This window comes from Sulfurovum lithotrophicum (assembly GCF_000987835.1).
GTDB lineage: Bacteria > Campylobacterota > Campylobacteria > Campylobacterales > Sulfurovaceae > Sulfurovum > Sulfurovum lithotrophicum.
This window is the reverse complement of the sequence record NZ_CP011308.1, coordinates 425,111-447,895: the sequence shown is the minus strand read 5'-3', so window position 1 is coordinate 447,895 and position 22,785 is coordinate 425,111. Positions and strand designations below refer to the sequence as shown.

The window sequence follows — 22,785 nt, the reverse complement described above, 5'->3', positions numbered from 1 at the left end:
TGCAGGCTATTATCTGGCGATAGCGCCATTATTGTCCAAAGCGAGTACAAAAACCCTGAAATGGGGAAATCTGTCACGCAGACTCTGGGCGATCTTGTCGGCATCTTTTTCATAGGCAAGGTTAAAGAAAGTAGAACCAGAACCTGAAAGTGTACTCATCAGTGCACCCTGCTTAAGTGCCAGTTTCTGTACATCGAAGAGTTCAGGCATCATCTTCATACGTCTTGCCTGGTGTAGTTTGTCTTTGGAGGCGATACGGAGCAGATCCCAGGATTCACTCATGAAAAGTGCCGTCATATAGGCTGCACGTGAAAGGGAATAGACCGTCTCCTCCTTTTTGTACATTTTTGGCAGTACGGTACGTGAACGCGCCGTAGAAATCGTCCTGTTTGGTACCACCACAACCGCACGGAGGTAGTCGGGCATACGGCGCTTTTTACTATAAACCCTGTCCCCTTCCACACAGGCAACATTGAAACCACCCATCACTGCCGGAGTGATATTATCGGGGTGGTGTTCATAACGCAGCGCCTGGTTGAGTATCTCCCGCTTGTTGTACTTCACTCCCGCCATAGTGTAGGCACCGCTCAGGGCCGCTACAATCACTGCAGAGGAACTGCCCAGACCGCGTGAGATAGGAATGCGGTTGGTAAACTCAAACCTAAAGTTATCTGTCTTCCCACTCAAACGTTTGTAGTTCTCGTTGAAAATACTCAAAAAAAGTGAATTCTTCTTGATCTTGGGATTCTCCGCACCTTCACCGTGTGTTGAGAGGCTCAGGAATTTCGAAGGTTTGATAACGATCTCGTTGCGAAGATCGACTGCGAGTCCCAGGGTATCGAACCCCGGTCCAAGATTTGCGCTGGTTGCCGGTACACTTATTAACATCTGTTGCTACTTTATCAAACGGCCGGGAGCAGATACTCAGGTGTCGATTCTTCATCCAATTCAAGATCATGAATACGCTGGGGTAATCCAAACTCCGTTTCAGGCGGCTGTTCATATTTTTTTGTAATTATAGTCTCTTTTTCCTTGATAAAATAGAGTTTGCCTATGGCTTTGATGGGTCGACCCCCGTTCAGGAGAAAAGCACTGCATCCATAACAGGGGATATCACGCAGGATCTCGATGGTCTTAAGCATGATATAGGTCAGCTTGATGGCCATGTATGAACCCGGTCCTCTGGTGTAAATGATACTCTCTATAGAGTAACGTTCCATGATCTCAGTAATCAGAGGAAGCAGGATTTCAGAGGTTTTTTGATCTGAGCTGATCTCTTCGATCAGTTCACCTTCTCTGTAAACGCCTACCAAAAGCGGTGTGGCAATAGAGATAATAAGCAGTTGGAATTTATGCGAAGGATTTTGCAAAAGCCCTGCTTTGTAACGCTTCGACCGCAACGAACTCGTAATTTCTACTGTCTGAAAGCAGTTTGGAGGTGAGTCTGTAGTTCAGGTTATGGCTGCCGGCGAATGATTCATACTTTGCAAGAATGTTGTGTCCCGAAACCATCATATCTCCCATGGCATCAAGGATCTTGTGTCTGGCAAATTCGTTCTCGAAACGAAGCCCTTCTGGGTTGAGTACCTTATGGTCGTCCAAGCCGATGGCATTCTGCAGGGTCGCCCCAAGTGCCAGGTTCTGGCTTTGCAGATACTGGATGTCTTTGGCAAAGCCGAAGGTCCTTGCTCTGGCGATCTCTTCGATGAAATTATGGGTACCGAATTCAAAGCGTTCACTCTGTTCCCCGATGACCGGGTGGTCAAACTTAATTCTGAAATCAAAAGTAGCTTTCTCGGAGGGCAGGAGGCGGACAAATTTGTCACCCTCTTTGATCTCGACGGCTTTTTTGACACGAATGACCTTTTTGGGAACATCCAGTTCCTTTATACCCGCTTCATCGAGGAGCAGACAGAAGGAGATGGACGAACCGTCCATGATGGGCATTTCATTCCCATCTACTACCACACGCATATTGTCTATCCCATAGGCATATATGGCTGAAAGAAAATGTTCGATCGTGGAGATGAAGCCTTTTTCACTGCCTATGACCGTAGCCATACGCGTATCGATGACAGCATCGGGAGAGAGCGGGATACTTAAGGCAAGATCTTCACGGTAAAAAACAATACCTGCATTTGCAGCGAGCGGTTCGAGTCTCAGCCTGATAGGTTCACCTTTATGCAGGCCGATACCGATGACTTCGACAGCTTTTTGAATAGTACGTTGCTGCATAAAGAAACTCCTTAGTTTGATTTTTTGCTATTATACTATAAAATATAAATAATTGCAAAGTATAGAACTCAATGTATACCCTTACTTTTTTTAGCCTCCTTTTGTTACCGGTGGAGAAATAATAGCATCAGCCTGCTTGAAAGGTTTGTTGATGAATTTGTTGATCCATGACTTGTCGAACCATTCGATCGGCCTGACCTCTATACCTTGGACCAGTATACCAAAATGCAGATGGTCACCCAAAGCAAGCCCGGTCATTCCAGTTTTGGCTATGGCCTGCCCTGCATGCACCTCATCACCCTCATTGACCAGGAACTTCGAACAGTGCCCATAAAGCGTATAGAGACCGAGACCATGGTCGATCAGGAGCATATTCCCGTAAATACCGTTATCTTCGGCAAAGACCACTTTTCCGGAGTTGGATACTTTGATATCTGCCATACTGTTGCTTGCCAGGTCATACCCTACATGGTAGGATTCCGAAACAACATTATCTTTCTTGCCGTAATAATAGTAACGGTGGTCACCGAAACTTGCCACTTTCTTCCCGTTTCTCAGTGGATAGAACTTTTTGATCTTCCAGTTGTCAACCATCTCATCTGAGACAGGTTTGCTCTTTTTGTGTATCAGTACTTCATTTTTCAGGCGCATAGTCTCATTGATCGCTTTGAGTTTTTCAAGTTTGTCAGTGATATCGGCATATTCAGGATCACTTGAAGCCAGATCGGTGATCTTGCCGTTGATGAATTTATCGGTCGCTTTGATGTACGAAGTCTTGTATCTTGGGTTACCGTGATAATAAGGAATATGCACTTCACGTCTGTTTCCTGCCAGGTCCGTTGCCACGATCTTTGCATCGAAACTCTCATCTTTGAACGGCCAGGCGATCAGGGCGGCATAATAGCCCTCTTTTTTGTACGGCTGTACTTTGAACCTGTTCTTGTTGGCAAGTACATACAGCTCATCCATATTTTCATCATCCGCCTGGAAGACCACCAGTGCGGAACCGCCCTGGTTTATCATACGGGAATTGGCAAGGATATTGACATTGGGCCTTTTATAATCCATTGTCACATCAACCGTTTTTGTCGCTCTATTCCCCTCCATCATATTCCACATACTTCTGTCGCCTACCGTCACGGTCAGCCTGTATTCTTTTGCTTTGGGATCAAACACTTTTCCTTTGGGGTATTTCACCTTTATGAGCGCTTCTTTGGTCCCCTGGTTGAAAAAGCCCTGGTCGAGTATCACGCTTTTAGTCCCGTCAGAGAGTTTGACCTCATAGGAATTTAGACCGACATTGTCCGTTACTTTGACCTTGAGTGGTTCTTTTCTGTTCCAGAACACATGCTTTTCACTTTCGATCTGTGGTTTGACCCGTTCGAACTCCGGTGCTGTATAGACATACCAGGCACCTGCGGCTATCCCGACCAGCAGCAGCAGGGAAAATATCTTGTTCGCAATATTTCCGCTACGTCTTTTCTTTGCCATTTTTCAATCCTGTTTCTTGAATTTTTAATACTATTGTATCTATTATTTCTTGTAAGTTACCTGCTTTAAAGGTCACACCTGCGGCTACTTTATGCCCACCGCCGCCAAAGTCGGCGGCAATGACGTTGACATCGATTCCTTTGCTGCGGAAAGAGACTCTGATCCCCTCTTTGAGCTCCATCAGGAAGACTGCCACTTCCACAGTCGCCAGAGAACGGGCATAGTCCACAATCCCATCCATATCGGGTACAGTCGCACCCGTTGCGGCGATATCTTCTTTGGTCACATAGAGTACGGCGATACGGGCATCGCTGTAAAGTTTCAAACTTTTCAGCGCCCGCTGCAGAATACGAAATGAGGCAAGAGAGCGTCTCTGAGTGAAGTGGTAGGCCACTCTCGCAGGATCCACCCCGATCTCTACCATCTCTCTGGCCACTTCAAAGACACGGGCTGTCACTGAAGAGGTGGTGAAATAGCGTGTATCCGAAAGCAGTGCGGCATACAAACACTCTGCACTCTTCGCAGAGATCGCATAATGCTTTTTAAAAAGTTCAAATGCAACCTGGGAAGAGGAAGCGTACTCCGGCAGGACCACATTGAGCGTCCCGTACCCCTCATTGCTGCGATGATGGTCGATATTGAGTATCTGCCGTCCTTTAAGGTCAAACCCAAGCCGCTCCAGGTTTGCACAGTCACAGGCAATGATCAGACTCTTCCCGTATTCCATTTTTGTTTTGATCTTTTCAAATCCTGCCAGAAAATCAAGATAGCGCGGCAGTTCGTTCGAAGCGTTCACAACCTCCACTCTTTTTCTCTTCGATTCTTTCAGGATATTGTAAATACCCAATGCTGTTCCGATAGCATCAGGATCAGGGTTGAGATGGGAGAGTATGGTAATAGAGTCCGCTTCTTCTATCAGTTTTTGTGCTTCATCATAAGGGAGGTTTCCGCTATCAGTCATCATAACACTGGTCTATTCACTATTCGACTTTCATCGAAAGGTCGATCCAGTTGGCCTGATGGATGATAGATCCTGAAGAGATCGCATCTACTCCTGTAGCAGCGATTTGGGTGATAGTCTCAAGTGTAACGTTCCCACTGGCCTCAAGCAGGATGTGCGGGTAGCTCTCATTTCTGTAAGCCACTACTTCCCCTGTCTCTTCAAGACTCATATTGTCACACATTACTATATCTGCACCTGCCTGCATTGCCTTTTTGACCATCTCCAGACTCTCACACTCAATTTCGACTTTTGAGGTAAAAGGAATCTTCTGCCGTACTTCCTGCATAAATGCATCCAGATCATCGATAGTCTTGAGGTGGGTATCTTTGAGCATCAGACAGTCGTCCAGTCCCATACGGTGGTTCAGTCCCCCTCCGCACCGTACTGCATATTTTTCAAATTCACGCAGCAGCGGTCGCGTTTTTCTTGTATCAAGCAGTTTGACACCCGTACCTTCAATTGCTTTGACATACTGTGCCGTCAGTGTAGCAATGGAAGAGGCGTGCAGTACCATATCGAGCATGGAACGCTCCAGAGAGAGAATGCGCTTGGAGTCTCCACTGACCAGAAGCAGTTTGTGCCCTTTTTTAAAAGGCTCACCATCCCTGATATCCCAACTCAGTGCCAGGTCATACATATCGGCCAATACTTCAACATACTCCCGACCCCCAAACACTCCATCACTTTTGGCAATAAGATAGGCGCGGATATCCCTGCTCTCGCTGATACGGGAAAAAAGGTCCCCCCGTCCGATATCTTCGGAAACCAAGGCTTCTATAAATCTTTTTTTTAACATGTGCATTCCCTGAATGACGTGTTACGGATTACGTGTTACGTGTTACGAGATATTCGTAGCACGTAGCACGTAGCACGTAGCACTATTTAATTTCCAGCATTCTCTCGAGTGCAAGGTTGGCATACTTGACCGTATGCGGGTCCACCACGATCTCGTTGATCGGCTGATCGTCCTCGATGGATTTGAGGGTATTGTAGAGATCTTCGAGTGTCGTTTCGTTCATCGTCGGGCACTCCGGTTTGGTGGACGAGAGGACATAGGTATTCTTCTTTCGCATGCGGTTGACCAGGTTGTATTCCGTTCCCACCGCCACTTTCTGTTCCGGGTCAAGCTCGGAGACATACTTGATGAGCTGGGAGGTCGAACCTGAAAAATCTGCGGCAGCTACTATCTTGGGATCACACTCCGGGTGTACTGCTATCTTGATGCCCGGAAATTTGTTGCGGTAGAATTCGATATCGTCCAGGGTAAAGAGCTGGTGTACGGAACAGAAACCGTTGAAACAGATGACATCGGCCTCTTTGGGGTCACATTCACCCTCACCGATCACGCAGGATTTCAACCCCATTTGTATAGCAAAATTCTGCCCGAGACATCTGTCGGGAACAAAGAGGATCTTCTTGCCGCTCTCCAGACCTTTTTCGATGATCTTGAAGGCGTTGGAGGAGGTACAGACCATCCCTCCCATCTCTCCGACCTTCGCTTTGACCGTCGCATCAGAGTTGATGTAGGTAATAGGCAGTATATTCTCTTTTTCAATGCCATGTTTCACCATATAATCGATCGAATCGTCAAAATAACTTCCATCGATCATACGCGCCATTGCACAGCAGGCGATCTTTGGCATCAAAACACGTTTTTCCGGTGCGATCACCTTGACGCTCTGCCCCATAAAACCGACACCGCAGAAGACTACCCAGGGATTCTCGTCCGCTTTACATTTGCGTGCCAGTTCAAGACTGTCCCCGGTAATATCCGCCATCTCAAAAACTTCATCCCTCTGATAGTAGTGTGCAACCACGGTGACAGGAAGTTCCTGCTTGAGTCGCTCTATCTCTGCTTTATAATCTATGCCCATAGCTTTCCTTCAAAACCCGAATTTCACCCTGTACTGCCTTCACTATCATGCAGCTTGATGACAATTTCTGGCTATTTTATCAAAATTCGGTTAAAATTGCACCATCAAATTCAAATCATGGAATTCATAATGAACATCAATCTTATCCTCTACCTCTCGGCCTATCTCATTGCAGGCATCCCTTTCGGTTACCTGCTGGCAAAACAGTTCGCCGGTGTGGATATCAAAAATGCGGGAAGCGGGAACATCGGTGCAACGAACGTACTGCGTGTCGTCAAAGAGAAAGATCCCAAACTTGCCAAAAAGCTCGGGGCAGCCACACTCTTCCTTGATGCGATCAAGGGGATCATCGTCATCCTTGTCGCCAAGATGCTCGGTGCCCCGGAAAGCGTCCTCTGGACGATAGCTGTTCTCTCTGTCGTAGGCCACTGCTTCTCTGCTTTTCTCATGTTCGAAGGTGGCAAAGGCGTAGCGACAGGTTTTGGCGTACTGCTGGTCATGATGCCGATCCCGGCCCTTATTGCCATTGTTGTCTGGCTCGCAGCAGGCAAAGGGTTGAAGATCTCTTCTCTCTCTTCTCTCATTGCACTGACAGCATTTATCATCGCTTCGTACATCCTCTACCCTGTCGTACCGGGGATCGGTTCACATGCCCCTATCTGGATCATCGCTATTATCATCTTTTACAAACATATTCCCAACATTGTCCGTCTTTTCAAGCACGAGGAGGCCAAAGTCTAAATGACCATCCATATTGAAGCACTGACGCTCGATATCATTATCGGCCTTCTTGATTTTGAACGCGAACATACACAGAGGGTTATTATCGATATGACAGCGGACTATGCCTACAATGAAGAGAGTTTTGTCGACTATGGCGATATTGTCATATTGATAGAAAAAGAGCTCAAAGAGAAGCGCTACGAACTGCTCGAGGAAGCCCTCCTTGGCCTGAAAAGCATTATCACATCTACCTACCCACAGATAACGGATCTTACACTGAAGATCACAAAACCGAACATCCTTCCCCAATGCCATGTTGCCCTGAGTAACCACTGGATTTTGAACTGAGAGAAAGTTTTTTTAAAAAAACTTTCAGGAACCTCTTGTTTTATGATATAATTAAGAATGGTTTAACTTTAATCCGAATATTACGAAATGCAGGTTTAAAGAGAGTAAGCAGATTATATATGATACACGTAACACGTAAAAAATAAAGGATTCAAATGAGAGTATTGATCATTGAAGAAGACAAGATCCTGGGCAACACTCTGGAGAAAGTACTTGTAGAGAACAATTACCAGTGTGATCTGGCTGAGAACATGGGTGATGCCAAATACTACCTCGATATCCGTAACTACGATCTCGTACTGATAGGATGGGGTACAGGCAAACCTAATACCGCGCTCATTGCAGATATCAAAAAAGAGGCACACAAGACTTCCGTCATTATTCTCTCGGAAGATCCAAGCAAAGAGACTGAAATAGAGGCGCTTCGTTCCGGTGCAGACGATTTCATCCGCAAACCGATCGACGAGGATATACTGCTCATCCGTATCGAAGCCAAACTGCGCTTCGGCATTTCCAACATTATCGAGATCGAAGAGCTAATCATTAACCCGGAAGAAGAGAAGATCATTTACCAGGGAAATGAGATAGAGCTCAAGGGAAAACCCTTCGAAGTATTGACACACCTTGCTATGCATAAAGACCAGATCGTTTCCAAAGAGCAATTGCTCGATGCTATCTGGGAAGAACCAGAACTTGTTACCCCCAATGTCATTGAGGTCGCCATTAACCAGATCCGCCAGAAGATGGACAAACCACTTGACATCACTACCATTGAAACAGTTAGAAGACGCGGCTACAGATTCTGTTTTCCCAAAAAAATATCCTAATAATACGGGGTACTCCTGACCCACAGGTACCCCAATCTGCTCCTTCGCTTTCCAAATTTTCCCCAAAGCTCTTTTTTACCCTTTTTTTAAATAAAGCATAAGGTTTATTGGGTTATAACTCGAATACATAACTAACGGTCCTCATAGAGAGGCCGAAAACAGAGGAAATAATGGCGCTTTTAATAACTGATGAATGTATAGCATGTGACGCGTGTAGAGAAGAGTGTCCCAACGAGGCGATCGAAGAGAATGACCCAATTTATATTATAGATGCAGACCGCTGTACCGAGTGCGTAGGACATTTCGATGAACCGCAGTGTATCGCTGTGTGCCCGGTAGACTGCATTATCTCTGACCCGGACAATGTCGAGAACATTGAAGAACTGAAATTCAAATATAAAAAACTGCAGGAAGAAGAGTAGCTAGGTCATGGCCAAACGGACCGCGATCATCGATATCGGTTCCAACTCGGCCAGGCTGGTCATTTTTGAAAGGAGTAGCCATTACGGCTTCCATCTCATCTGTGAACAGAAATCAAAGGTACGTATAGGCGAAGGGGCTTATGAAAAAGAGGGCTACCTCCAGCCTGCCGGCATAGAACGTGCTTTTCTTGCACTTCAGTCTTTCATCTATACCATCCATAAATATCAGGTACGCAAAACGATCTGTGTGGCGACCTCCGCACTTCGTGATGCACCCAACGGAAATCTATTTGTCAAGTGGATCAAAAAAGAACTTGGGCTCCATATCAAGGTCATCAACGGGAAAGAGGAAGCCAAACTCGGTGCAATCGCCGCGAACAACCTGCTTCCCCTCAATGATGCCATTACCATCGATATCGGCGGAGGCTCTTCCGATATCGCCCTGATCGAGAATGGACGCATTATTGATACCCATTCTCTCGATCTCGGTACCGTCCGCCTTAAAGAACTCTTCTTTGACAAAGAGTGTTCTGTTAAAGAGAGCAATATGCATGCCAAAGCATTCATACATCAGGAGCTTGAAAAACTGCCTGCCAAGTTCAGGCATAGTGTAGCTGTCGGCATAGGCGGTACGGCAAGGGCACTCAGCAAAGGGGTCATGAAACGCAGTAAGCATCCTCTGGACAAACTGCACGCCTTTACCTATGAGGTTAAAGCATGGAGGAACTATTTCGATGCCATTCCCAGAAGCTCTGCCAAAGGCCTTAAAAAATTCAACCTGAAAAAGAGCCGCTACGATACTATCCGTGAGGGGACTTTGATCTTTAGCGAGATCCTTTCTCGTCTCGGTACCCAAAAAGTAGTCAGTAGTGCGGTTGGAGTACGTGAAGGTGTTTTTCTCGAACAAATGCTCAGAAACGAAGGCCTTGCTTTCCCCAAAGATATCAATCCTAGCGTTACCTCTATCCTGGACCGTTTTCATCCTCTCATCAAACTGGAACAGAAGAACCGTGGAAAACTGAAGATCGCCTCAAGACTCTACAAGGTCATGCAAAAAGAGATCAAAGATGACAGACGTTATAAAAATGAGCTCACCTGGGCACTGAAACTCTCCTATATCGGAGAAATACTCAATGTATACAACTCTCATGAAACAGCCTTTTATATTGCTATACAGGAGTTGAACTACGGATTCACCCATGAAGAGATAGTCCTTGTCTCCTCACTGCTGCGTATACACGGTAGAGAGCTACTCTACCAACCGCTTGTCGAGGAATACAGTGTGATTCTTCCTGAAAAAAAGACCCTTCTCTGGCTTAGTTTCATCTATACACTAACCGTATTTCTGCATGAAACGTCACACTCCGCACAGATCGATTTCGGCTATAAAGACAAAACATTGACGATCACATCGGACCAACCACTCTATCTGGCAAAAGAGAAGATCAGAAAACTTGAAAAGCCTGTACCTTTCGCCATCATCATCAAAGACAGAAATAAAATACCTAAAAACAAAGCATTGGGAATATCCTGACTCTTACCACATATACACATCATGTATTCGTTATTGTTTCACTGAAGTGATCCATCTTGAAGGGGATCGTTGTGAGCTGCTCAAAACGGAACTTAGCCCGCAAAAAGGTAAAATGCGGTTCATTTTTATAAATTTTGAAAATCTGCCGTATCATATTTTTACGGTGAAAATCTCCAAAGTGTCTTTTTCTCTCCTCAGGCATCTTACGGAGCTCTTTCCTTATGGAACAGTCCTTCATACTTTCACACCCCTCCACTACCAAAAACTTGTAGGCAGCCAGTTCATAATAAAAAAGATCACTTGTCTTAATCTTGTCATAGGCAGAATAGTGGATGATCTGTACAAGTGCATCCAGAGGAACGATCAGCCCATGCCATACCAGCGTTGTATAGAACTTCACCAGGTAACTGACATTTTTGATCTTATTATTCTCAAGCAGGGTTTTAAAATGTTCCAGGAGTTCAGACGTAACATAACGTGTTCTGAAACGTGCCACCTCTTTATCTATATGCGCATGCTCCTGCGGTGACTCATTCATGAGCAGTTCCCACTCTCTGGCAAGTACATCGGTACGGTGTATCATTTTCAAAAAAGCGGTATCATCATTTTTGATCTCACTCAACTCTTCAGGTGTCAATTCATTGAGCTGGGTCAGAAGGTCTTTAAAAAGCCTGAGATTCGTCGCATAATTGACAAGAGCAAGTTCCTCTTCACTCATTACCCCTTCTCCCGTATGAATCAGGCCCAGGCCATACTGCTGTGCCAACTGATGATAGCGGAGGATCACGATGATCATCAAAAGATTGCATTTATAGATACTCTCATCTGCTTTGAGCAGTTCATAAATATCAAGATAACGTCTTAATGCCTCCTGTACAAAACGGTAGATATCTTCACTGTTGAAATAGCTTCGGTGGTTGGCCAGCCCATAATGCATAAAGGCACTCTGCATTAAAAAAAGGATCTTCACCGTCGGGTAGTTCTGCACTTTGGCGATCACTTCAAGTTCTTTTGAAAGTCTATAAGCCTCTTCCACATACCCCTGTCTTGAGATCTCATGGTCCTTGAGCAGTGTTTCAAGCGATTCACTCTTTTTTACATACGAAAGATAGGTCTGATATGCCGACGTATCCAACCGTTCCAATACATTTTTGACAAAGGTATATCCTTGACGGTACCCTACATCGAAACGGGCCTGTTCAGTATCGACCTGTAAGCGTTCAAACTGTATTTCAAGGTTTTTCATCGTATCGGAAAGCAGGTTCCACTGCACAGCGATCTTTTCACTCCGGCCTGCCCCTTTGGCCTGAATATTGTAACTGTTTCTATGTTCCATACCAGCCCAAAGGTTTTCAAACGCCGTATGCAACTGTATCTCGATATTAAAGAAATATCTGAAACGATCTAGTATTTCAATTTCGGACATCACAGGATCATACAGTTCAAAAATATCATCTTCCAATGGTTTTTCCTCTTTGAAACGTGTATCGAAACGAGGATAGAAACGGGTATGGTCGCAGTGCAGGCCACGGTATCCGCTCTTTCTTTTCACACTGTAAAACCCGTACAGCAAATGGTCATCCGTTCGGTGCTCATAATCAAAAAAGCTGTAAAGTGCCCTTGCCGCCCACTCGCGCTCATAGGGGCTTGAACAGATAAAAAGCATACCGATCAGGTCATGCAGTGCCCCGCCTTTCATAAATATACTGAGAGGATCATCTAGTAGAGCCGGATCATTAAGCCCCAGTTTGACGAGTTTTTTGATCACACTCTCCGTATATTTGTAACGTATTTTGATCGTCGTGATCCCGGAATTCTGAAGAACTGCGATCTCTTTGTTCCCTGCCATATCCTCTTTGAGAGCCTGAAAATAGTGTATCAGCCCTTCAGTGAACCTTGGCAGTATTCCCTGCGGCACTACACTGCCCTTCCCTGCTATCACCTCTTCATTGATGCCTACAAGGCGGTAATAGACTTGCATGCATTCCAGGATCTTTAGCGCAAATGTATCCAGCCCACCTTCTCCCAGAACAGCTGCTGCCTTTTGGTTAAGCATACTTTCCCTTATGATGGGGGCAAGGCTTTCAAGCGGTCTATATTCTGGGGTTGGCGTAAAGTTGAAGATCTCTATATATGAATGCATGATTATCCTAAATATTTGTGCGGCAATGAAACAATAGTGACATTATACCTTTTGATGTTTTATGTTAAAATCATACCTATATCTTGAAAAAGGATCTGCATGCAACATGCCAGCATCTACATCGCTTCCACGGAACCCCAGTCGGGCACAATGATCATTGCTATAGGCTTCATGGAGATGCTGAAAGGGCGCTATACCAATGTCGCTTTTTTCCGCCCCGTCATTCCTGACCGAAAAGAAGATGAGACCCACATCGGTTTCATGCGTGAACATTTCGGGCTGAAAATCCCCTATGAAGCCTGTTATGGATTCACTGAGTCAGAGGTCATCCAGGCCTTTGCAGATGACCGTGAAGAGACATTCTTTGAAGAGCTTATGGCCAAAGTGGATAAGCTGCACAGGGAGTATGATTTTGTTATGATGGATGGGTATCCGAGAAATCGGTTTGCCTCTACCTTTGATTTCGATATCAACCTCAAGATCGCCAAAAATCTCGGTACGGCTTTTATCCCTGTGATCAATGCCTGGAAAAAGAACAGTGATGAGATCATCAATGAGATCCAGATCATCACAGAGGCCATAAAAACCGAAAGCTGCGGCGAACTTGCCACCTTTGTCAACCGCTGTGATGAGGACTGTATGGAAACCCTACTGCAGGAAGTAGAAAATTCAGGAAAAGAGAAACAGGTCTATATTCTCCCCGAGGTGAAGGAAGTCGATACACCTACACTGCGTCAGATCGTCAAAACACTCGATGCCAAAATGATCTTGGGAGAAGAAGAGCAGCTCAACCATTTGGTGCGCAGCACTAAGATCGTGGCGATGGGTGTAGAAAACTATCTCAAGCGCATTGCGGACGAGGACCTCATCATCGTACCCGCAGACCGTAATGACATCATACTGGCTTCTCTCACCTCCTATGCAGCAAAGAATCATCCCAACATCGTCGGAATGATACTCAGTGGAGGTATAGAACCCAGCAATACCATTATCGATCTGATCAAGGATTTTTCCACTTCTGCTCCTATTCCCATTTTTACCATACACAGTGACAGCTATGAAACAGCAATTGCAGTGGCGGAGGTTCGGGCAAAGATCAGTCCCGAAGACACAGACAAGATCACGCTGGTCAAAGCGCTCTTCGACAAATATGTCGACAAAGAGAGAATAGCCCAGAAATTCAGACAGAGCCAAAACAATGTAATGACACCCCTCATGTTCCAGTACAGCCTTTTTGAACAGGCACGTTCCTTACGCAAGCGCATCCTCCTGCCAGAAAGTGATGATGAGCGTATCCTCAAAGCCACAGCCATCCTCTTACAGAGAGATATCGTTGATATCATTCTGCTCGGAGAGGAAGAGAGCATTCATCATCGAGCGGCACAGCTCAGAGTCGATATTTCAAAAGCACAGATCATGGAGCCGGCCAAAAGTGGACTGATTGAAAAGTTCTCCCGGCAGTTCCAAACGCTCCGTGCCTCCAAGGGACTGACACTTAATGCCGCCAAAGATGCCATGGAGCACAGGAACTATTTTGCCACGATGATGCTTTACAACGGTATGGCGGACGGTATGGTCTCAGGAGCAACGCATACCACAGCCGACACCATCCGTCCTGCCCTGCAGATCATCAAAACAAAACCCGGTATTTCCATCGTCTCAAGCATATTTTTTATGCTGCTCGATACCAAAGTACTGGTCTATGGTGACTGTGCTGTTAACCTCGACCCCAATGCCGAACAGCTTGCGCACATAGCCATTTCCTCGGCAGATACCGCTGCACAGTTCGGCATAGAACCACGGGTCGCCATGCTTTCCTACTCTACGGGGGATTCAGGGAGCGGTCCTGATGTCGAAAAGGTAAGGGAAGCAACAAGAATAGCCCAGAAGATGCGCCCTGACATGCTTATCGAAGGGCCCATACAGTACGATGCCGCCATCGATATGAAGGTTGCCAGAAAGAAACTGCCAAACAGCAAGGTTGCCGGCCGTGCAACCGTATTCATCTTCCCAGATCTCAATACAGGAAACAACACCTACAAAGCGGTGCAGCGTTCCACAGGTGCCATTGCTATCGGTCCCATTCTACAGGGGCTGAAACTTCCTGTCAATGACCTCAGCCGCGGCTGTCTGGTCGATGACATCGTCAACACTGTCGCCATTACTGCCGTACAGGCACAGCATCTGGAGAGATCATGAAAATCCTGGTACTCAATGCAGGCAGTTCATCGCTCAAATGCCAGTATTTCATCGATGAAGAGAGTATCGCTTCCGTCACCATTGAACGTATCAGAGAGAAAGAGAGCTATACAGTCCTGACATATGCCAATGAACAAAGAGAACATACCTCAACCATCAAAGACCACTATGAAGCCTTCGAGACGCTCTTCTCCCTTTTAAAGGAATCTCACATCATTACAGATGTCACTGAACTAAATGCAGTAGGCCATCGCGTAGTACACGGAGGACCGTATTTTTCCAGACCGACACTGATCAATACAGAGGTCATAGAGCAGATACGCTCGCTCATACCTCTGGCACCACTTCACAACCCTTCTAATCTTGAGGGTATAGAGGTCATTGCAAAAGCCTATCCGGCACTCAAACAGGTCGCCGTATTCGATACCGCTTTTCACCAGACTATGCCTGAATATGCAGCACGCTATCCTCTGCCCTACGATCTTTATGAAGAAGCTCATGTGCGTCGTTACGGCTTTCACGGTACCTCTCATGCTTATGTTGCCAAAGAAGCGGCCAAAATGCTTCAGCAACCTTTGGAAACGCTCAACCTGATTACTCTGCATCTGGGTAATGGAGCCAGTGCCGCAGCCATCAAAGGGGGCAGAAGCATCGATACTTCCATGGGCATGACACCGCTTGAAGGCCTGATGATGGGATCACGTTCAGGCGACATTGATCCGGCGATCATCCCCTATCTTGTACAGACACAGGAAATGGATGTTGAAGCTGTTGACGCTATGCTTAACAAAAAGAGCGGCCTCAAGGGTGTCTGCGGGAATAATGACATGAGAAAGATCATCGAAAAGATAAACGGCGGCGATGATAAAAGTCAACTTGCCTTGGAAATGTACGTCTATCGCATCAAAAAATATATCGGAGCCTATGCCACATCACTCGGACATGTAGATGCCATAATTTTTACCGGAGGTATAGGTGAGCATGCCGACTTGATACGAAAAATGGTATGCAAAGGGATGAAACAGACTTTTGGAATGATATTAGATAAAGAGAAAAACCGTTCTGTTTCAGGAGAAAAGTCTGCTATCCACAACCCTGAAAGCAGGATTGACCTTCTTGTCATCCCCACCAATGAAGAGCTGGAGATAGCAAGGCAGACAAAAGAGGTCATCAGCCGACTCTCTTAGAACTGGTTCCCCATCGAGAATTCAAAGGTTGCCGTATCATCATACTCATCCGGATTGATTGCATAGGCGAAGATCAGGTTGATCGCACCGAAAGGCGACTGCCACTCTATCACGGCACCTGTTGAGGATCTTACAAGTGAATCGCCATAGTACGACTGGCTTGGATCATGGAAATCCACATTACTATTCGGGGTTCTGCGTATGGCATCCGTACTTATCCTACCGATATCATAAAAGGCTGAGAGCCTCATTTTTGCCGCATCAGAGAGAGGAATATTCGCTTCCAGTGAGATTGACTCACGTTCAGTACCACCAATTCTACTTCCCGGATACCCGGGAATACCACCTTGTCCTATAACATCCGGAGAGAGAGAATATGGGTTATATCCTCTGACCGATCCAACACCACCCATGAAAAGTCGTTCACCAATAGGGATATACTGGTCATCTCCGGAGATGATCTTTGTATAACGCGCCTTGAATCGCAAGATCAGGTCATAGTCGATCAGATCTTCCATACCATAGAATGCACCAAAACGTGCATTGATCTTCGTGAAACTGGCAAAATCCGTATAGCCTCTATCTCTATTCTCCTGTGTTATATCACCATCCATCTGTGAGAATTCCCCATTGACTGAAGCAATAAAACCCTCTCTTGGCAAAAGGTAGTCATCTGTATTGTCAAACTTCAAAGAAGCAAAACCAGACATCTTTTTGTACTGATCATTATAGAACTGGCTGGAAATCGAATTCAGGTTCTGCAGGTATTCATCGCTGTACTCAGACTGGTTATCTACATAACCAACCCCAACTGAAGCATAGAAATGCCTCCAGAATTCACGCCCCACATTGAGTGATCCGCCAAGCTGGTCGATCGTATAACCATCTGTCTGATCATAGTTGTAGTCATATTTCTTCTTATATAGACTTAATCCCATACTGTACAGACTGTCCCAAACCCTTGGGTTGACAAAAGAGAGGTTAAAGTTCTGGGATACTTTAGACCACTCAACACCAAATGTAGAGTTGATACCCGATCCAAACAGGTTCCTGTCGGAAATGGAAGCATTGACCATGAACCCTTCATAGGAGCCGTATCCACCACCTGCAGAGATGGTACCGGTCTGTGTCTCTTTGACTTTGACAAGGAGATTGATCTTGTCTTCTGAAACCCTTTGGCTCTGAATATCCACTTTCTCAAAGAAGCCGGTTCTCTGAAGCGCATTTTTACTCTCTTTAAGATCGGTTGCATTGTAGAGGTCGCCCGGAGCAAGATAGATGTAGCGTCTGATGACTCTGTCCTTTGTCTCGTTATTCCCTGAAATGAGCACATCCCCAATGGTCACTTTCTGTCCCGGAGTGATGATATACTGTATATCCACAGTACCCTTCTCTGGATCTTTGTGCATATTTGGCGTTACTTTGGCATAAGCATATCCAAGGTCACCCGCTTTGTTCTCCAGCATTTTTATGTCTTTACGCATCTTGGTGATGTTGAACACTCTTCCAGAGTGTAAGTCAAGATCTGAGACAAGATCTTCCATTTTTAGGCCAGGGATACTTTGGGCAATACTCACTTTCCCAACCTTATACTGTTTTCCTTCATTGATCTTGTAATCCACTTCTGCAGAATAGGAACTGTAATCCACACGCATCAAAGGTTTACTGACCTCCGCATCGATATAACCATGCTTCATATAGGTCTCTTTGAGTCTGTAGGCATCATACTCCAACTGATCGACCTTGACTTCGCCATTGTCAAAAAAGAAAGGAATGAAACCGAGTGTATCCTCCTCTTTGTTGACAAGATCACTTTCCAGATCGCTCTTGTCCAGTGCTTTCGCTCCGATGAAGTTAAGCTTTTTGATCTTGATCTTCTCACCTTTGTTTACATCAAAGGTCACCGCTACAGCGTTCTTCCCGACAGGTTTAGTAGTCACTTCCACTACAGAGTCATAATTCCCTTTGGCTTCAAGTGCCTTCTGCATCGTTTTCTTGGCTCTCTCTATGCGCATTTCGTCATAAAGATCACCTTTTTTGATACCAGCACTTTCAAGCAGTTTCTTACCGTCGTCACCATAACCGTTCACAATCACTTTGGCAATAGCTCTTTTCTCGTTGAAGTGGTAGATGAGCGTACCGCCCTTCTGCTCAACCCATACATCTTCAAAATAGCCTTGATCGAAAAAATTCTTCACTGATTCGTCAAGCAATTCACTGTCAATAGTGTCTCCGATATGGACACCGGCCACCTCTTTGGCTACAGTAGGGGAAAGGTGTGCCAAACCTTCAAATTTTATCTGTGTAACTTTCTGTGCCAGAAGTAGTGAGCCCAGCAGCATCCACGAAAGAGCGATTTTCCTTGTCATCATTGGTCAACCTTGTTCATTAAGTGCATTATTTTATCTTTTTTTCAATAAGAGAGGAGTTAATTGATATTTCCGGATTTTGGTTAATATGCTATAATCACATCCAAAATACTGTCTATGCAAAAGGGTACTAATGGCAACAAAGATCGGCATCATCGGGCTTGGACTGATGGGAGGTTCACTCTCCCTCGCACTGAAAAAAACGTCAGGAAACTACCATTTTACAGGGCTCGACCACAATGAAGAACACTGTAGCCAGGCACTTTCTCTAGGGCTTGTCGATGAGATAGTATGTACCCTCGAGGAGATAAAAAAGTGCGATGTCATCATTCTGACCATTCCTGTCGACGGCATCATTTCTGTCGCCAGACAACTGGGAGAACTGGATGAAAAATGTACAGTCATAGACCTGGGAAGCACCAAAGCGAAGATATCTGAAAGCATTCCAGAGAATATCAGAAAGAACTTCGTGACCGCCCACCCCATGACCGGTACGGAGAAATTCGGGCCGACCGCTGCGCTTGATGATCTCTATGAAGACAAGGTCGTAGTGCTTTGCGATATGGAAAAGAGTGGTGCACATCAGCAAAGTGTCGCCAAAAATCTTTTCTCCGATATTGGAATGAAACTCGTCTATATGGGTGCCAAAGAGCATGACAGACATGCGGCCTTTATCTCACATATGCCGCATGCCCTCTCCTATGCCTTGGCTAACTCCGTGATGGAACAGGAGGACCCGGAAAGCATCGTTGCTCTTGCCGGCGGTGGGTTCAAAGACATGAGCCGTATCGCAAAATCTTCTCCGAAGATGTGGGAAGACATCTTCAGACAAAATAAAACAAACCTCATCGAAGCGATCGAAGCCTTCGAGACAGAGCTCAAACAATGCAGAAACATGGTAGAGAATGAAGAGTGGGAAATCCTCAACCGGTGGATGTCCAAAGCCAATACACTGCACGATATCCTATAGCTTATATCTGAAAGTGGCGATCACTTCGACTTTTCTGCCGATGGTTTTCTCTATGACCTCTTTGAGCAGTTTTTTCTCTTCGGGAGAGAGGAAACCGCTGGCGATCACTTCACAGCGTACTTCAAGTACTTTGCTGTGTTCTATGAGCTGAATGTGGGTTAAAACTACTTCCTGTTTGTTCAGCTTGAAGTGGATATTGGCAAGGGTCTTCTGGATCGCAATATTCTCTTTCATCTGTTCAAAAGAACTGTAAAGAGGAATAGACACAAGTGCTACGATCATAAACCAGGTAATGATCCCTTTCTTTGCTACACGGAGGGGAGAGTAACCCAGCACGACAAAGGTCAGTGCCGCTGCCAGAACGATGCCTACCAGGTTTGTCAGAAAAAGCAGAAAAGCCGAGCTGAACATATGCCACTGAGCCCAGCCCAAACCGACACCTGCCACAGCAAGGGGAGGCACCAATGCTACCGCGATTGCCACACCTGCAAGTGAACCGGAGATCTTTTCGTTGCTTTTGGCATAGGCAGCAGCCATCCCCGATGCTATGGCGATAAAAAGGTCGAGGGTCGTAGGAAAGAGCCGTCCTGACATTTCGGTAGTCAACTTCTCAATGGGAATGAACCAGGCGATCAGCGCCGCGGTCAGCAGTACTGAAAGCACCCCGACAACGATTGTCTTCACAGAAGAAAGTTCCAATGCACTGTCCTGCCTCAGTACACCCATACTCATACTGACGATAGGCTGCATCAGGGGAGCCAGGAGCATTGCCCCGATGACCACAGAACTTGAATTGATAAAAAGACCGAATGTTGCGATCATCGTTGCCAGGATCAGCAGTACCATGAATGTACTGCTCAACCGCCCTTCTTCCCTCAGGCTCGAAAAAAGCGAAGCATACTGCTCCTGGCTGGCATGATTGAACAGAGGAATGGCTTTTGCCAGATAAGTTGCACTTTCTTCATCACGAGGAAGGTGGTCTATCTTGACACTGTTTTTTCCCGTCACATCCTTACTCTGTTTTTCCCAGAATGCTTCCCCTACACTCAACTGAAGATCTTCTTTGGTACTACGCAGCACCACCGGTGTTTCAAAGGGTACAGAGGAATCAATCAGTACTTCAAGCGGTCTTTCGGTTTTGATCTCCAGTTTACTGCTGCGCATATAGCCCACTGATCTCGGCAGCTGGTCAGATTTCCACTGTGACACCAGTGACCTGAAAAGATAGCCCATATACTGAAGAATAGAGACCGGCGCCAAAATCAGCAAAGAAAGCTTACCATCCGCTGCATTGATCTGTGAAGCGATAAGCTTCGAGGCAAAAGTACTGTTTTGATACTCCACTCCTACCAAACCTACCGCAGAAACTTTGGTCTCCTGTTCGTTCTCGTCAGTCAGTGTAACCCGGGTATGATGTAAACGTTTTACTTTTCGCAGCGTATGGAAGAAAAGCTGTATTCTGCTGAAAAAACTTTGCTGCTTCAGTACGGTATCATAGATATCCAGTGGCGGGGCATCACCGATAACCACTTCCTGTAATACCAGTTCATCATTGCAGAAAAGCAGGTCTATCTTTTTTTCCGCCTTCTCTTTTGCCACAGCGATACCCTCTTCAAGTTTGGAGGGAAGTGCAAAAGTACGCATAAGGTTCTTCTGTGTCGGCAGCGGTACGATACCGATACTCATCCCTGCCGACTCGGCATAAGTAATGGCTTCTTTTACTTCATCGAGCTGCCCTGAGACCATAAGATGGGAGTATTTACCCTCTTCTATGGCATGTATCCTGGCAAGAGGAATATAGGTAACCCTCTCATCTTCGAGTGCTTTACGACAGGTATCCAGAAATTCCTCTTCTATATTTCCGTAGATATAAGCAATCTGCGAGAGCTCCATCTGACTTCTCTCCCCTCGATATCAAAAGATCAATGGACTCTGTACTTTTCCACCAATGCTTTCAATTCTTTTTTATCAATTATAACACTTTTATCACCGTTTTTCTTTGCATAGAGTTTGCGCACCATCTCTTCAGCCTCTTTGTCATCATTGATATGTGCATAAAGTATCTTCAGGGCTTCCGATTCTTTGAACGGACTGGCATGCCTGCCTTTGAATTTCGGCAGCTGCTGAAACAGGTACATGAGAACGGCACCGGCAATGACGGCAAGCAGGAGCATCCACCATGCCACACGCTCCACTTCCACTTTTTTCTCTATGACTTTCCCAGAAGTACTGCCGGGTTGCTTCAAATTGGTCTGTACTTTACCGACTGTTTGGTTCCCGGACGGTGCCGCCACAGCCGTTTTCTGTCCGACAGCCACTTTCACCTCATAAGAAGGGATCTCAAGTCTGCTGACATTACCGTCCTTTGGATCGTACACAGAAATGGTTCTGGCAGGAATCGTAAAATCATGATCTGAAATGAAGGCAAAACTTTTCTCAAAAGTACTTTTGAGAGCATTTCCGGAAAGCTTGCTTTCCACCTTTGGATCATCACTGTACACGGTCACTCCGTCTATCTCGTAGTCACTTAGGTCAAAATCTTCAAGAGACCCGTTACCTTCTATGCGCACAGTAAGATTGGCAGGTTTGTTCGCCTTGGTCTCCGAGTGGTCCAGATGGCTTTCGAGTTTGAACTCCCCGACCAGATCCGTATCTTCCGGTTTTGGTTTCACCGTGATCGTCAGAGTGTTCGAAGCAATCGATTTCTGGTTTCCGCCGAAGAATCTTCCGAACATATCCCTTCTGCTTCTGTCCATTTCGGAAATGACGGCCGTTGCCGGCCCGACGGTGTAGGTTCCCTCTTTTTGCGGCGTCAGGATATATCTGAGCTCCTGGATCTGCTGATCACCTTTGATATAGGCCCTTGGATCATTGACTTCCTTGACAAAGAAGCCTTTGAATTCCGGTTTGGTGTACTGTGGATTGTCCGTAAGCCTGACACCCGTTTTAAGACTGAAATAGACCGTCACAATCAGAGGTTCACCGACGATCACCTCTTTTTTGTTCGCACGCATCTGAAGAGAATATTTCACATTACTTCCCACACCGGGCGCAGCTGCTTTGACCACTTTGACCTTGAGAGGATCGGTCCTGTAAACCTTTCCGTCAATGGTCACGCCGTACGATGGAACCATGATATCATGCTGAGGCGCAAAGGTCAGGATGAGACTCGTCGAATGTTCATTTGTCAGTTTTCCGTTGATATAGGTGATTGAATTGTTCTGCGACTGCGAACGTCCCAGCACTTTTGTACCATCGATCTCCTGAATATCGGGAAATTCCGCCCTGTCTCCTGTTGCTTTTATCTTTAACTGCACCATATTCCCCTGTACGACTTCCGTATCGGAGAGGCTTGCTTCAACACCGGCAGCATTGGCTATGGTGAACAGCGCCACAAAGAATATTAGTAACTTACGAATGCTCATATTATTAAAGTTTTGCATTTTTAATCCTTTTTTAT

At 45.8% G+C, this 22,785-nt stretch carries 19 protein-coding genes; 8 read left to right on the top strand and 11 right to left on the bottom strand.

The genetic code is table 11. The annotated features are described in order from the left end of the window. Nucleotides 1–9 precede the first annotated feature (9 nt). From thrB to nadA, 7 genes are all read right to left on the bottom strand, one after another. Nucleotides 10–888: a homoserine kinase gene (gene thrB / locus YH65_RS02130; protein ID WP_046550423.1), complete on the bottom strand. Its 879-nt coding sequence runs from the start codon at nt 886–888 to the stop codon at nt 10–12. 14 nt (nt 889–902) lie between these two features. Then, a complete protein-coding gene (locus YH65_RS02125; RefSeq protein WP_046550422.1) occupies nt 903–1,370 on the bottom strand; it encodes a hypothetical protein in 468 nt (155 codons plus the stop codon). Then, nucleotides 1,351–2,235, bottom strand: coding sequence for a UDP-3-O-acyl-N-acetylglucosamine deacetylase (gene lpxC, locus YH65_RS02120; RefSeq protein WP_046550421.1), 885 nt, complete (start codon nt 2,233–2,235; stop codon nt 1,351–1,353). The genes YH65_RS02125 and lpxC overlap by 20 nt, the downstream gene beginning before the upstream one ends. 90 nt (nt 2,236–2,325) lie before the next feature. Continuing rightward, complete coding sequence (gene pgp6, locus YH65_RS02115) at nt 2,326–3,726, bottom strand: peptidoglycan metallopeptidase Pgp6 (protein ID WP_046550420.1); 1,401 nt, start codon at nt 3,724–3,726, stop codon at nt 2,326–2,328. Continuing rightward, a complete protein-coding gene (locus YH65_RS02110; protein WP_245609211.1) occupies nt 3,707–4,690 on the bottom strand; it encodes a DHH family phosphoesterase in 984 nt (327 codons plus the stop codon). The genes pgp6 and YH65_RS02110 overlap by 20 nt, the downstream gene beginning before the upstream one ends. Before the next feature lie 16 nt (nt 4,691–4,706). Further along, entirely contained in the window at nt 4,707–5,525 is an 819-nt protein-coding gene (gene nadC / locus YH65_RS02105; RefSeq protein ID WP_046550419.1) for a carboxylating nicotinate-nucleotide diphosphorylase, read from the bottom strand. Nucleotides 5,526–5,607: 82 nt separating this feature from the next. Beyond that, nucleotides 5,608–6,603 (bottom strand): quinolinate synthase NadA, encoded by a 996-nt coding sequence (gene nadA, locus YH65_RS02100; RefSeq protein WP_046550418.1) that lies wholly within the window; start codon nt 6,601–6,603, stop codon nt 5,608–5,610. 129 nt (nt 6,604–6,732) lie between these two features. Here nadA and plsY point away from each other — a divergent pair, with 129 nt between their 5' ends. The 5 genes from plsY to YH65_RS02075 all read left to right on the top strand — a co-directional run bounded on the left by plsY (nt 6,733) and on the right by YH65_RS02075 (nt 10,457). Then, nucleotides 6,733–7,344: a glycerol-3-phosphate 1-O-acyltransferase PlsY gene (plsY, locus tag YH65_RS02095; protein ID WP_425427562.1), complete on the top strand. Its 612-nt coding sequence runs from the start codon at nt 6,733–6,735 to the stop codon at nt 7,342–7,344. Beyond that, a complete protein-coding gene (locus YH65_RS02090; protein WP_046550416.1) occupies nt 7,345–7,674 on the top strand; it encodes a dihydroneopterin aldolase in 330 nt (109 codons plus the stop codon). It begins immediately after the preceding gene. A 155-nt stretch (nt 7,675–7,829) separates the two neighbouring features. After that, nucleotides 7,830–8,501 carry a homeostatic response regulator transcription factor HsrA gene (gene hsrA / locus YH65_RS02085; protein WP_046550415.1) on the top strand — a complete coding sequence of 224 codons (672 nt, stop codon included), beginning with the start codon at nt 7,830–7,832 and terminating at the stop codon, nt 8,499–8,501. A 170-nt stretch (nt 8,502–8,671) separates the two neighbouring features. After that, the gene (locus YH65_RS02080) at nt 8,672–8,923 is read left to right on the top strand and encodes a YfhL family 4Fe-4S dicluster ferredoxin (protein ID WP_046550414.1); all 252 of its coding nucleotides are present in this window, start codon (nt 8,672–8,674) and stop codon (nt 8,921–8,923) included. Between the two features lie 7 nt (nt 8,924–8,930). Continuing rightward, nucleotides 8,931–10,457: a Ppx/GppA phosphatase family protein gene (locus tag YH65_RS02075; protein WP_046550413.1), complete on the top strand. Its 1,527-nt coding sequence runs from the start codon at nt 8,931–8,933 to the stop codon at nt 10,455–10,457. A 19-nt stretch (nt 10,458–10,476) separates the two neighbouring features. On the opposite strand, the gene YH65_RS02070 is transcribed toward YH65_RS02075, so the two are convergent. Further along, nucleotides 10,477–12,600 carry a nucleotidyltransferase family protein gene (locus YH65_RS02070; RefSeq protein ID WP_046550412.1) on the bottom strand — a complete coding sequence of 708 codons (2,124 nt, stop codon included), beginning with the start codon at nt 12,598–12,600 and terminating at the stop codon, nt 10,477–10,479. A gap of 99 nt (nt 12,601–12,699) precedes the next feature. Here YH65_RS02070 and pta point away from each other — a divergent pair, with 99 nt between their 5' ends. Beyond that, nucleotides 12,700–14,799, top strand: coding sequence for a phosphate acetyltransferase (pta, locus tag YH65_RS02065; protein WP_046550411.1), 2,100 nt, complete (start codon nt 12,700–12,702; stop codon nt 14,797–14,799). Then, nucleotides 14,796–15,986 carry an acetate/propionate family kinase gene (locus YH65_RS02060; RefSeq protein ID WP_046550410.1) on the top strand — a complete coding sequence of 397 codons (1,191 nt, stop codon included), beginning with the start codon at nt 14,796–14,798 and terminating at the stop codon, nt 15,984–15,986. Before pta ends, YH65_RS02060 begins: the two co-directional genes overlap by 4 nt. Here YH65_RS02060 and bamA read toward each other — a convergent pair. Then, complete coding sequence (gene bamA / locus YH65_RS02055) at nt 15,983–18,358, bottom strand: outer membrane protein assembly factor BamA (RefSeq protein ID WP_046550409.1); 2,376 nt, start codon at nt 18,356–18,358, stop codon at nt 15,983–15,985. The two genes, YH65_RS02060 and bamA, sit on opposite strands and share 4 nt — an antisense overlap. 130 nt (nt 18,359–18,488) lie before the next feature. Here bamA and YH65_RS02050 point away from each other — a divergent pair, with 130 nt between their 5' ends. Further along, nucleotides 18,489–19,325 (top strand): prephenate dehydrogenase, encoded by an 837-nt coding sequence (locus YH65_RS02050; RefSeq protein WP_046550408.1) that lies wholly within the window; start codon nt 18,489–18,491, stop codon nt 19,323–19,325. Here the strand turns inward: YH65_RS02050 and YH65_RS02045 are convergent. Then, nucleotides 19,320–21,218, bottom strand: a complete 1,899-nt coding sequence (locus YH65_RS02045) for a TIGR00341 family protein (RefSeq protein ID WP_046550407.1) — start codon at nt 21,216–21,218, stop codon at nt 19,320–19,322. The genes YH65_RS02050 and YH65_RS02045 overlap by 6 nt on opposite strands. 29 nt (nt 21,219–21,247) lie before the next feature. Next, the gene (locus tag YH65_RS02040) at nt 21,248–22,768 is read right to left on the bottom strand and encodes a BatD family protein (RefSeq protein WP_245609210.1); all 1,521 of its coding nucleotides are present in this window, start codon (nt 22,766–22,768) and stop codon (nt 21,248–21,250) included. Nucleotides 22,769–22,785: the final 17 nt, after the last annotated feature.

What these genes read in the sequence shown, in the direction of transcription:
- plsY (WP_425427562.1), top strand. Translation starts at nt 6,733, where the DNA reads ATGAACATCAATCTTATCCTCTACCTCTCGGCCTATCTCATTGCAGGC.
- YH65_RS02110 (WP_245609211.1), bottom strand. Translation starts at nt 4,690, where the DNA reads ATGATGACTGATAGCGGAAACCTCCCTTATGATGAAGCACAAAAACTG.
- pta (WP_046550411.1), top strand. Translation starts at nt 12,700, where the DNA reads ATGCAACATGCCAGCATCTACATCGCTTCCACGGAACCCCAGTCGGGC.
- bamA (WP_046550409.1), bottom strand. Translation starts at nt 18,358, where the DNA reads ATGATGACAAGGAAAATCGCTCTTTCGTGGATGCTGCTGGGCTCACTA.
- nadA (WP_046550418.1), bottom strand. Translation starts at nt 6,603, where the DNA reads ATGGGCATAGATTATAAAGCAGAGATAGAGCGACTCAAGCAGGAACTT.
- YH65_RS02075 (WP_046550413.1), top strand. Translation starts at nt 8,931, where the DNA reads ATGGCCAAACGGACCGCGATCATCGATATCGGTTCCAACTCGGCCAGG.
- pgp6 (WP_046550420.1), bottom strand. Translation starts at nt 3,726, where the DNA reads ATGGCAAAGAAAAGACGTAGCGGAAATATTGCGAACAAGATATTTTCC.
- YH65_RS02045 (WP_046550407.1), bottom strand. Translation starts at nt 21,218, where the DNA reads ATGGAGCTCTCGCAGATTGCTTATATCTACGGAAATATAGAAGAGGAA.
- YH65_RS02090 (WP_046550416.1), top strand. Translation starts at nt 7,345, where the DNA reads ATGACCATCCATATTGAAGCACTGACGCTCGATATCATTATCGGCCTT.
- lpxC (WP_046550421.1), bottom strand. Translation starts at nt 2,235, where the DNA reads ATGCAGCAACGTACTATTCAAAAAGCTGTCGAAGTCATCGGTATCGGC.
- YH65_RS02060 (WP_046550410.1), top strand. Translation starts at nt 14,796, where the DNA reads ATGAAAATCCTGGTACTCAATGCAGGCAGTTCATCGCTCAAATGCCAG.
- YH65_RS02080 (WP_046550414.1), top strand. Translation starts at nt 8,672, where the DNA reads ATGGCGCTTTTAATAACTGATGAATGTATAGCATGTGACGCGTGTAGA.
- nadC (WP_046550419.1), bottom strand. Translation starts at nt 5,525, where the DNA reads ATGTTAAAAAAAAGATTTATAGAAGCCTTGGTTTCCGAAGATATCGGA.
- hsrA (WP_046550415.1), top strand. Translation starts at nt 7,830, where the DNA reads ATGAGAGTATTGATCATTGAAGAAGACAAGATCCTGGGCAACACTCTG.
- YH65_RS02050 (WP_046550408.1), top strand. Translation starts at nt 18,489, where the DNA reads ATGGCAACAAAGATCGGCATCATCGGGCTTGGACTGATGGGAGGTTCA.
- YH65_RS02040 (WP_245609210.1), bottom strand. Translation starts at nt 22,768, where the DNA reads ATGCAAAACTTTAATAATATGAGCATTCGTAAGTTACTAATATTCTTT.
- thrB (WP_046550423.1), bottom strand. Translation starts at nt 888, where the DNA reads ATGTTAATAAGTGTACCGGCAACCAGCGCAAATCTTGGACCGGGGTTC.
- YH65_RS02070 (WP_046550412.1), bottom strand. Translation starts at nt 12,600, where the DNA reads ATGCATTCATATATAGAGATCTTCAACTTTACGCCAACCCCAGAATAT.